Below are 5,462 nucleotides of genomic sequence, written 5' to 3'. Positions count from 1 at the left end.
TGCTATATAAAAATCTTTAATATTTGTTCCTTGTGTCTTCCCACTAATGCTAGGCTTAGGTTCACCATCTTCTCCCGAGCTGGCAACCAAGTATTCTCTAGCTAACTCATAAGTAATCTCATAGTCTCCATACCCCGTATCATAGAATTCACCCACATGGTGATAAGGATGTAGATTCCATTTGTCCGTATACCTACCTAGCATTGGATACCATAATGCTAAATAGAAATTGTTGTCTATTCTCGACAGTCGTTGCCCTTTAAATGGCGGCTTTAATAAATATTCTACTGTTAAAATTGTTTTTTCACCTGGTTGAACATCAGATTTTGGAGTTACATAAAGCATGGTATCGTTCAATTTATATGATAATTCTTCGCCATCTTTATTTCTAATAGAAGTAATCTCTGCTTCTCCTATAGATGAAAGCATAAAGTATTTATTCTCTAGCGTCGTAACATTCGGGATAAAATAAAAACCGATATCGTCCCATACACTTTTGGATTCATTTGTAACTTCAATCTCCGCAGATATGTGAAAACGTAAATCCTCCGCCTGGCGGATATCTATTTTGTAATTTCCCCTAGAACCTTGGAGTACTGAAATAGATTCCTCTTTTACTTTTTTACCAGTTGGTTTTTCTTCTGCTTTCACTTCTGGTTCTACTATATCTATTTTAGATTCTTTCTCTAATATAAAGTAACTTCCAACCCCTAAAATGGCTACAGCCGTACAAATAGCAATGAATGCTTTAGTTTTCACTATCTCGCCCCCTTTCTACTACATTCTATCCTATTTCAAAAATATCCTTCCTTTATTTTGTAAATTAGTTAAATGCACACACCAACTCGTTTATTAAGGAAATTATCTATCTTTTATCTCTAGAAAAGGGAAAATCCCCTTATGCTTATGCATTAGGGGAAACTCCGGCTTGTAGCTTATACATTTGTTCGTAGCGACCTTGTAGCTGCAGCAACTCGTCATGTGTGCCACTCTCTACAATCTCACCCCGGTCTAGAACTAGAATACGGTCTGCATTTTTAATAGTAGAAAGTCTATGTGCAATGATGAAGGTTGTTCTACCTTTCTTTAATACATCCATCGCATGCTGGATAATTTCTTCTGTCTCGGTATCTATGTTAGATGTCGCTTCATCCAATATAAGAATGGCCGGGTCGAAGGCAAGCGCTCTTGCAAAGGATACTAGCTGTCTTTGACCAGAAGAGAGGGTACTTCCCTTTTCAATTACTGGTTCATCTAATCCTTTTTCAAGGTTTTTTAGTACACGTTCTCCACCTACCGCTTCTAATGCGGCTTCTACTTTTTCCCGTGAAATTCTAGGATCATTTAAACTAACATTTGTTTCAATGGTTCCAGAGAAAAGATATGGATCCTGCAATACAATTCCCATATGATTACGAATGGTTTGCCTTGGAAGGGACGTGATATCTATTCCATCTATTAAAATCTTCCCCTCCGTTGGGTCATAGAATCGGAATAACAAGTTCATAATGGAACTTTTCCCAGAGCCTGTATGCCCCACTAGGGCAACCGTTTCTCCTTTATTTGCAACAAAGTTTAAGCTCTTCAAGACAAAGTCATCACCTTTGTAGGCAAACGACACGTCTTTAAACTCCACGTTTCCTTCGTATCTTTCCATTCGTTTGTCTTCTACCTGTTCCCCTTTTTCATTCAATAATTCAAATACTCTACTTCCCGCTACCAATGAGCGTTCTAGCTGAGAGAACTGATTAACTATCCCCGTAATTGGATTGAACAATCTCGTCGTATAATCCACAAAGGCATAAAGTAAACCTGCAGAAACGATTGCTCCCGGCTCCATGGACTGACTACCAAAAACTAAAATAAATAGAGCAAACATGATGGATCTTAGCACCTGTACTAAGTTAAAGGAGGTGGCAGAATCTAATTTTAAAAGCTTACGCTGATAACTGTAATGCTCTTCATTCATCTCCTCAAACTCTTGGTCCATTTGTTTTTCCCGTTTAAACGCTTGAATGATCGACATTCCTTGAATTGATTCGTTTAACATGGCGTTCATATCCGCAATCTTTGTTCGCACAATATGATTATATTGAGATGCATATTTTCGGTAAGCTAGCATCCATATATATACGATTGGAATGACGAATAAAGCGATTGCTGCCATTTTAACGTCTAAAATAAACATTGCTATATAAACCCCAGTAATAGAAATGATACTGGTTGCAAACTGTGAAAGTACTTGAACATACAAATTTCGGATTGCTTCCGTATCATTTGTCACACGAGCAACTACCTTACCAGCAGGCAAGTTGTCAAAGTATTGTATAGGCAAAGTTTGTATATGCTGAAAAACATCATTTCGGAGCTTCTGAACAACACGATTTGCTCCAACCTGTAGGTTTATGAACATAAAATATCTAAAAACCGCTGTTACAATACTTAGACCAAAGAATACTGCAAGGAGCATTAATATCGGCTCCAGATCAATCGCACCATCTGTAATGTGTTCATCAAGGATTTGCTTTGCGATAAACGGTCCTGTCAAATCCGCAATTACAGCAATAGTTAAAAAGATTAAACCAAGAATAATTGGCTTCTTATAAAATAACGCATAATGGTAGAGTCGTTTTCCAGTACTCATGACGACACCCCCTCAAGCTGTTGACGATCATATTGTTCCTTGTACCAGCCATTTTGCTTTAGAAGCTCCTCATGCGTACCTTGTTCTACAATGATTCCTTCATCTAAAACGATGATTTGGTCGGCATGCTGAATGCCGGACAAGCGATGCGTCGTAATAATTGTTGTCTTCCCACTGCGTTCGTTTTGTATATTTTCGATAATTTTTGCCTCTGTTTTAGCATCTACCGCAGAAAGGGAATCATCTAAAAGAAGAATTTCTGGATTTTTGATAAGCGCTCGGGCAATTGACACCCTTTGCTTCTGACCTCCAGATAGGGAAACCCCTTTCTCTCCTACTAACGTTTCTAATCCCATTGGTAAATTCATTAAATCCTGTTGAAAATGCGCTAGACGAAGTGCTTCCTCTAATTCCTCTTCTGTTGCATTTTCTTTTCCTAGAAGGATGTTTTGGCGTATGGTTCTAGAAAACAACACATGATCCTGAGGAACATACCCAATCCATTCTAATACTTGATCCTTTGTTTGCTCTGATATTGGGATATCTCCAATCGTCAGTTGACCTGCTCCAATTGGATACTCCTTTAACAGCTGCTTAATAAAGGTCGTTTTTCCAGATCCGGTTTTGCCAACAATGCCAAGCGTCTGGCCTTTTTGTAGGTTTACTCGGATATTTTCTAAATTCTTCACTTGTGATAAAGGATATTGAAATCCAACATCATCAAAACCGATGGACATTACATCCTTCAAATTCACTGGAGCAGTCGGATCCTTCACATCTGCATCGTACTCTAGCGTTTCCTGTACGCGGTCAAGTGAAGCATTTCCTCGTTGCATAACGTTGATCAGTTCCCCAATAGCGAACATTGGCCAAATAGCCATACCAAGATAAACGTTAAATGTAATTAGGTTTCCTACCGTCATCTCACCCTTAGAAACTAAATAAGCTCCATAACCAAGTGCCACAACATAACTAATACCTGTTCCTATTTTGGTGATAGGACCAAACAAGGCGTCAATTCGTTCTACAACCATGTTTTTTTGATAAACCTCTTCACTCATATCTGCAAAGTTCTTCTCATCAGCACGTTCCTGAACATACGCACGAATTACTCTTACACCAGCTATAGATTCTAAAACACGATCATTTAAATCCCCAAATGCATCTTGGGCTACCATATACTTTTCATGAATGATTTTACCTAAATATTGCATTATAATTGCGAGAACTGGTATAGGTAACAGTGCAAAAAAAGTAAGCTTCCATGAAATAAGAAAACCCATTGCCAGAATTAAGGCTAGCATATACATAGTCGAATCTATTAAGGTCATGATCCCAAAGCCAGCAGTAGTTGCAACTGCATTCAAATCATTTGTTGCACGAGCCATTAAGTCACCAGTACGATTTTTCTCGTAAAAAGTCGGTGTCATGCTTAAAAATTTTCGATTCAGCTTCGTGCGTAAAATACGCTCAATAGAAATAGACCCACCGAATAATTGATATTGCCATATAAAATTTAAAATATATCCCACTATAATAATTCCTACAAAATATAATACATACTCCATTAATAGGTCGCTATTCATATTTCCTAGCGTAATTGTATCGATTGCCCTTCCTACTAGCCATGGAGGAAAGATCTCAAATGCACTTGCAATAATTAATACACCAACTGCAACAGTGTACCTTTTCCAATGATCCTTAAAAAACCACTTTAACTTAAATAATACTGAAAACATTCCATTGTCCCTCTTTTCTTTCCTTTACATTTACCAACTATCCGCCTTCAAGAGATTCCTTTATTAAAATTTGCTTAGCTCGTTGAATAATCATACTCAACACTCCTCCTTTGTTTTTTCACCAAAATTTGGAAATAATAGAACGCAAAAAAGCGCATTACCCATGATACGGTAATGCACTTTAAAATAGACATAGTAATTCTTATGCTATTAAACAGTCATTTAGCGTCTAACGGTAGGTATGAACGAGCTATTAAATTATTTGCGATAACTTTAAAACGAATCATTATTCATACCTCCATTTCTAAATTATTTAGTGTCACTTAATATTATCTCAATAAAAGTTTAGTTGTCAATACATTTTGAAGAAATAGACAATTAAATTAATTCCTAACCTTACTTGGAGCTTAAAATAAAAACAGTGTGGTTTAAATTCTCATAGATGTGTAGAGTAAAAAATGATTTCCATTATAGGCGAACTTTCACTTCAATCAATAATACATGAAAAAATTAGATTAACTGAAAAAGGTATCCTAATACTGCACTTAACAGTACAACCTTGTAAGGAGCCCATTTAAAAACAAATAATACGGTAAAGGTAATGAGCACGATGATGAAATCCGATGATTCTTTAACTGAACTCGTAAAAACCGGGTCATATAACGCGGCAAGAAGGATTCCTACTACACCTGCATTAACTCCCTTTAAGGCATTCTGAATTCCTTTTTTCGATCGTATAGCTGACCAAAATGGTAGTATTCCAATTACCATTAGAAATGAGGGCAAAAATATGGCAAAGGTAGCTACCAAAGCTCCTGGAATACCAGCTGTTGCATGACCCAAGAAACTAGCTAACGTAAACAATGGACCTGGGACCGCTTGAGCAGCACCGTACCCAGCTAAAAATACATCAGGGGAAAGCGCTACTTCTCGCTGAAGCATAGGCAGTACAACATGTCCTCCTCCAAAAACTAAAGAACCGACACGATAATAAATATCAAAAATTAAGTAGTAGGTTGAATTTATAAATGGCATCAATAACGGTAAAAAAATAAGAAGTCCAAAAAACAAGATCCAAG

At 37.1% G+C, this 5,462-nt stretch carries 4 protein-coding genes; all 4 read right to left on the bottom strand.

The genetic code is table 11. The features are described from left to right. Positions 1-759, bottom strand: a 759-nt coding sequence (locus AC06OU_RS01790; RefSeq protein WP_475853576.1) for a gluzincin family metallopeptidase, incomplete at its 3' end; no start/stop codon positions are given. Between the two features lie 145 nt (positions 760-904). After that, a complete protein-coding gene (locus tag AC06OU_RS01785; protein WP_475853575.1) occupies positions 905-2,644 on the bottom strand; it encodes an ABC transporter ATP-binding protein in 1,740 nt (579 codons plus the stop codon). Further along, the gene (locus AC06OU_RS01780) at positions 2,641-4,383 is read right to left on the bottom strand and encodes an ABC transporter ATP-binding protein (protein ID WP_475853574.1); all 1,743 of its coding nucleotides are present in this window, start codon (positions 4,381-4,383) and stop codon (positions 2,641-2,643) included. Before AC06OU_RS01780 ends, AC06OU_RS01785 begins: the two co-directional genes overlap by 4 nt. A gap of 510 nt (positions 4,384-4,893) precedes the next feature. Next, positions 4,894-5,462, bottom strand: a 569-nt coding sequence (locus AC06OU_RS01775; protein ID WP_475853573.1) for a chromate transporter, incomplete at its 5' end; no start/stop codon positions are given.

It is taken from the genome of Psychrobacillus sp. (assembly GCF_056205495.1).
The sequence above is the reverse complement of the archived record's forward strand: the minus strand, read 5'-3'. Positions and strand labels throughout refer to the sequence as shown.